The 5,951-nt window shown below is 44.7% G+C and carries 4 protein-coding genes; 2 read left to right on the plus strand and 2 right to left on the minus strand.

Going from position 1 to position 5,951, the window contains the following annotated elements:
* A partial coding sequence (locus tag VF500_RS10895; RefSeq protein WP_330859696.1) for a glycosyl hydrolase family 95 catalytic domain-containing protein occupies nt 1-1,540 on the minus strand: 1,540 nt, incomplete at its 3' end.
* A gap of 239 nt (nt 1,541-1,779) precedes the next feature.
* Between VF500_RS10895 and VF500_RS10900 the strand changes: the two genes are divergently transcribed.
* On the plus strand, nt 1,780-4,146 hold the full coding sequence (locus VF500_RS10900; protein ID WP_330859697.1) for an ABC transporter permease: 2,367 nt from the start codon (nt 1,780-1,782) through the stop codon (nt 4,144-4,146).
* Nucleotides 4,147-4,450: 304 nt separating this feature from the next.
* Entirely contained in the window at nt 4,451-5,461 is a 1,011-nt protein-coding gene (locus VF500_RS10905; protein ID WP_330859698.1) for a TolB family protein, read from the plus strand.
* Between the two features lie 308 nt (nt 5,462-5,769).
* Here the strand turns inward: VF500_RS10905 and VF500_RS10910 are convergent.
* On the minus strand, nt 5,770-5,951 hold a 182-nt coding region (locus VF500_RS10910), incomplete at its 5' end, for a hypothetical protein (protein WP_330859699.1).

The raw sequence follows: 5,951 nt of genomic DNA on the forward strand, positions 1-5,951 counted from the left end.
GGGCTTCTTTTTTGAGGCCAAGCTCACCCGCCATTTCAGCCGCTGCTTTGAAAATGAATTTCATCAGTGACAGGTCGTAATTAGTGTTTTGATGAAACCAGGCCGATACATCGTTATCATTAATTTCGGGGCTTGAGCTGATCGGTAATTTGCGGTGCCCGGCGCTGTCCAATACCGTTATATTTTCGATAAATGCAGCTGCGTCCTTTACCCAGGGATAGGCCCTATGTTGCAGGAAAGTCCTGTCCATACTATAGCGCCATTGCAGGTAATAATGCTGAGCCAGCCAGGAGGATACCGTAGGCGATAGGGAGTATTGGATCCAGCCGCCCATTTCAGTGCCGTCAAGCGTGGTAACACCTGGCACTGCCAACCCTTCCTTGCCAAAATACATTTTCGTGTACTGCTTGTACCTGGCCTTGTTTTGGTCCAGATGATCCAGGTAGGTCATGCTCTCCTCCAAATGATTGGCACTGTAGCCTGGCCAGTAACTGAGCTGGGTATTCAGATCGTGATGAAAATCGCCTTTCCATGGCGGCAGCCTGCCGTTATCGGCAGTCCATACCGCCTGAAGCGAAATAGGAGGGGCGCCCGGCCTTGAAGCCGCGCCAAATTTATATTGTTCCAGGTACCATTGTTTTTCAAGCAGGGTATCGGGAATATGAATGGCTGATTTATCCCAAAAGTTTTTCCACCAGGTGCTATGTGAGCTATGATCTTTATTATACCCACGTATAGAGGCTTTTTCAGCAGTAACAACGGCAGTAATTTGTTTCTTTTGATCCGGATATTGTGAGGAGATGCTCCATACACCTTCAATGGTATGTAAACCTGTTTTATGCCAGCTTACACTGATTTGGTACGAGAAACCATTCCAGCCTTTTTGTATATAAGTGATATTACCCCCATGCTTTGTAATATTTCCCTGAGGGTACCCCAATCTGGAAAGGTCATCGCCGCCAACAGGATCGCCGGAAACCTTTACCACGCCCTGATACCTGGGCGCGATAAGCTGCGGCACCAGGTTGGTGTTTATGTTTTCAAACCGGAACCAGCCAACAGGGGCTGTTGCATGAACAAATGTTTTAAGTATTACGCCATTAGCCCATTTTACGCTGCAAAGCGCGTTTGCCAAATGCAAATTGACCGACACCACCTTTCCCCATTTTTCGGTGTTAAACTCCAATGCCCCCGCCGGGATTTTTGATGGAGCAGGCTCATTATCATAGGGTTCGTCAAAATACTTTTGTACAGGAGCGTAATCTTTCTTGTTCACCTGGCTAATAACCCAATGATAGTTAAACTCCGGCCGGTGTAAGCCTTTCATGGGGCGCATATCCCAAATATCGGCCCTGTCAAGCGAAAAGCGTAAATGATCCGACTTTTGCCATATCAATGCCCCGATCATGCCATTACCCAGCGGAATGGCTTCATCCCAGCGCCCGGCAAGGGTATTGAAGTGCATATCATGTTTAGCCGGCTGGGCATACGTGCCAGAAACAAGTAATATATAACAGATAATCAATATGTATTTTTTCATGGCGAGTGTGGCATTTGATCGGATGTGCTTGTCTAAAATAAGCTATTGAAGACAAAAAAGGCAGACAAAATGTAACGCAAACGTTTGTTATAGTAACAACATATGTCTTAATCGTTGTCACTCCATTGGTTATTTATGGCCTCCGGTGCTTTTAAATTTTTGTTGTTGATAGAAAAAAGAAAAAAGGCTGCAACTTAATGCCTGATACTGTCGTCTTATGGTTATCAAAGCCTGATCATATGCTCAAAAATTACTTAAAGATCACCTGGCGTAACCTCTTGCGTCAAAAAACATTTTCCCTGATCAATATCCTTGGACTAACAATCGGCATGGCCAGCGCCGCGCTGATCTTGTTGTGGATCAATAACGAGCTCAGCTTTGACCAGTTCCATGAAAAGCGGGATCGGCTTTATTCTATATACAACCAGTCGAAGTTTGATGGCAAGTTATGGAGCTGGGAAACCACGCCTAAGATCATGGGCAGGGTAATGAAACAAGAATTGCCGCAAATGGAGAAAGTAGCCAGGGTTACCAATGCCAGTTTTTTATTTACCATCGGCGATAAACACCTGACAGCAGCAGGCGACTTTACCGATCCGGACTTTCTTTCCATGTTCAGTTTCCCGTTGATCAGTGGCGATCAGAAAACCGCGTTGAACGAAGTAAACAACATCGTGATCACCGAGAAATTTTCAAAGAAACTTTTCGGTGAGGCAAATGCGATAGGTAAAACGATTAAAATAGATAGTAATTCCTACTTCAAGGTTACCGGCGTGATGAAGGACCTGCCGAATAACACCCGCTTTGATTTTGAATACTTGATGCCATGGTCATACCTGAAAAAGATAGGGCAGGATGATGAATACTGGGGCAATAACTCCATTCAAACCTTTGTGCTTTTAAAACCTGGCGTAACGGAAGCCCATGCTGATGCTGCCGTGCAGAACTTTACTAAAAATCACTCGGACACCAAGGATATTCAACAGTTTTTGCACCCGGCAAGTAAATGGCATTTGTATTCGCATTTTGAAGACGGGAAAATAGTCGGCGGGAAAATCGAGCGTGTCAGGGTATTTTCGCTGATAGCTGTGCTGATTCTCGTCATCGCCTGCATCAATTTTATGAATTTAAGTACGGCCAGGAGCGAGAAACGCGCACGTGAGGTAGGAATCCGCAAAACCGTAGGCGCATTAAGAGGCTCGTTGATATGGCAGTTTTTAGGCGAATCTGTTTTGATCGCTTTTATCGCGGGTATTTTCGCTATTGTGATCGTACAGCTCAGCATGTCGGGTTTCAACCAACTTACCCAAAAGCAGTTATTTGTACCATACAGCAACCCATACTTTTGGCTCATCGCGCTGGGCTTTATTATAATTACCGGCATCATTTCAGGAAGCTACCCGGCATTATACCTGTCTTCTTTCAAACCTGTAGCTGTATTGAAAGGTACCTTTAAGGCGGCAAACGCATTGGTTACTCCGCGTAAGTTACTGGTAGTTATTCAATTTACATTTGCGGTAGTGCTCATCATTTGCACCATCATTATCCGCCAGCAGCTACAATATGCCCAGGACAGGGATACCGGTTACAAGAAAGATAACCTGGTTTATTCTTTCATGTCTGGTGAAATTGATAAGCACTATAAAGCCATCAGGAATGAATTACTTTCCAGCGGGGCTGCAACTTCTGTATCCAAAACTAATTCTCCCATAACCCAGCGATACAGCGATAGCTGGGGCTTCAACTGGCCGGGCTCATTGCCTAAAAATAAGGTTGACTTTATTATTTACAGTTCGGATGGAAGCCTGGTTAAAACCATGGGGCTTAAGCTTGTTGCCGGCAGGGATATCGACCCTGTGAATTACCCAACGGATTCAACTGCAATGCTGATCAATGAAGCTTCGGTTAAGATCATGAACCTGAAAGATCCCGTTGGCCAGTCGATAAGCCAGGGAGAGGGTAAAGACATGAAGACCTGGCATATTGTAGGGGTGATCAAGGATTTTATTATCAGTTCACCCTACGAGCCTGTGCAGCATATGCTGATCGAGGGGCCAAGTTCCTGGTTCAATATCATTCATTACAAGCTCAATAATGCCAACTCTACTAAAGAGAACCTTCGCCGTGCCGAAGCCATATTTAAGAAATACAACCCGGATTACCCTTTTGAGTATAATTTTGTAGACCAGGAATATGCCAAAAAGTTTGGTGATGAACAGCGGATAGGTACACTGGCCAGCCTGTTTGCCGGGCTGACGATCATCATATCCAGCCTCGGATTGTTTGGCCTGGCCGCTTACATGGCACAGAACCGCATCAAAGAGATCGGCATCAGAAAAGTGCTCGGCGCATCGGTAGCGAGTGTGACTTCACTGCTTTCCAGGGATTTTCTGAAGCTGGTCGTGATCTCCTTTTGCATCGCGGCACCTATCGCGTGGTATTTGATGTATCAATGGTTAAAAGGATACAGTTACCGCATCACCATCAATATCTGGGTTTTTGTGATAGCTGCGTCGCTTACATTACTGATATCTGTGTTGACGGTAAGTTACCAGGCCATCAAAGCAGCATTAACAAATCCGGTGAAAAGTTTGAAAGGGGAATAACGCATTAATGACCAGGGTATTACAAGGCTGTCTCTATTGAGACGGCCTCTTTTATAAATGGACATATAATAATTAATACCATTCAGCCGGACTACTTTGCCTTGCGTTCGATAAGTTCTATCCGCCTCCCACAGGCAACTATAAAGGTTAATCAGAGCGGGGGCTTTTGCCAGGTGCATGGAGCCAAGTTCCAGTTGACCAAAGAGCGTGGCTTTGTACTGTAATTCGCTAAATCTTAACGCTGAAACGGAGCTGCTCCAAGTTGTTAAAAAAATACGTTATTTTAGCGTAAACCTTAACACAAATGAAAACCAGCATTTTATCAAGAACAATTTTAGCAATTTCCCTCATCAGCGGATTGGCAATAGTTAACGGATGCGGCAAATCTTCCAGTGCCAATAATAACCCGGTAACTACCACTTCAAGTACACAGATCTACTACCGCAGGAGTGTCACTGGCCCTTTTGTTGACGAACTATGGAATGTCAGCGACGATGGCTCCAATGATAGTAAGGTCAATCTTTCCCTGCCGGCTAGCTTGCTGGTGAATTATGAAGATATGGCAGAAGTTTCTAAAGATGGCAAAACCATTGTTTTTTTGGCTTACGTTGATAACCCGCGTCAGTATGGCATTTATAAATGCAATATCGATGGCAGTAATGTTAAGCCGGTGATGACTGATGGAGGCGATTATTTGGCTCTGCAAAGTTTTATTGATCCCTCTTCCATTTTATTCTGGCAGGCTAAGCTTAACGCCGATATTGAAGTATACAGGGTAAATTTGGATGGGTCCAATAAACAAAAGATCAGTATTACCTTGCCTTATGGAATAACTTTGAGTAATGAAGAGCTTATGAAGGTTACGGCTGATGGTAAAAGTATCGTTTTTATAACCCAAACAACGGCCACCGGGGCGTATTCTATTTACAAATGCAATCTTGACGGATCGGGGGCGAGCCCGGTACTTCATGAATCAGGGGATGCCAATATAACCTTGCAGGATGTTACGAGCGGCAATGTAGCCTTCTACAGGAAACAGATAAATAGTGTTAATGAGTTATGGTCTGTAAACCTGGATGGCACTGATCAGCACAAGATCAATATTTCACTGCCCCCGGGTTTATATTTGCAGAATAAAGAAATGGCAAAAGTTACCGGTGACGGTAACCTGGTCTTCTCAACCGCTAATGCTGATGGTTCGAGCCAGGCCATTTATAAATCGAAATTAGATGGCTCGGGCGTAACTTTAGTAAAACAATTGCCGGTTCGGACTGATATTGCTATACAAGCTGTGCAAACTGTCACCGTTAAATAGGATCCGGGTAGATAGATCGTTTATCGCGTACGGTCACTGATGGTCATACTTAGATTTAGCTTCATTACCTTTTAAATCATGCTAACGGGTTTCTAACTGCCAGGTGGCTTGGCCGATTCGTTTTTTCGGGTGATGTGCTGTTGAGTGTTTAAATGCGGCGAACTCTGAAGGTGAAATGACAAAATAGGTCGGTCAGTCTGAGCTTGTCGAAGACTCGAGCGCAAAGGCCTTGCCCATCATGCTTCGACAAGCTCAGCATGACCCTGTTTTAATTATGCCATGGGTAGCATTGGGGCCGGGTATGATCGTCAATGAGATCTGGCCTGGTCAAATCTGATCAATGCGCTATCCAATGGCAGGCCTTGTTTGTAAATACAGTCGCAGAAAACCTGGCAGGCTTGTGGGTTTTTACTGCTTCCGCATTGATTGCGGCATTCTTCTTCCGAATTACCTGGCGCGATCTCATAGATATAAAAAGTGCCCACAATGA

It is taken from the genome of Mucilaginibacter sp. (assembly GCF_036383575.1).
GTDB lineage: Bacteria > Bacteroidota > Bacteroidia > Sphingobacteriales > Sphingobacteriaceae > Mucilaginibacter.

Bases quoted from the DNA above. Each gene is read 5' to 3' on its own strand.
- VF500_RS10900 (WP_330859697.1), top strand. From the start codon at position 1,780: ATGCTCAAAAATTACTTAAAGATCACCTGGCGTAACCTCTTGCGTCAA.
- VF500_RS10905 (WP_330859698.1), top strand. From the start codon at position 4,451: ATGAAAACCAGCATTTTATCAAGAACAATTTTAGCAATTTCCCTCATC.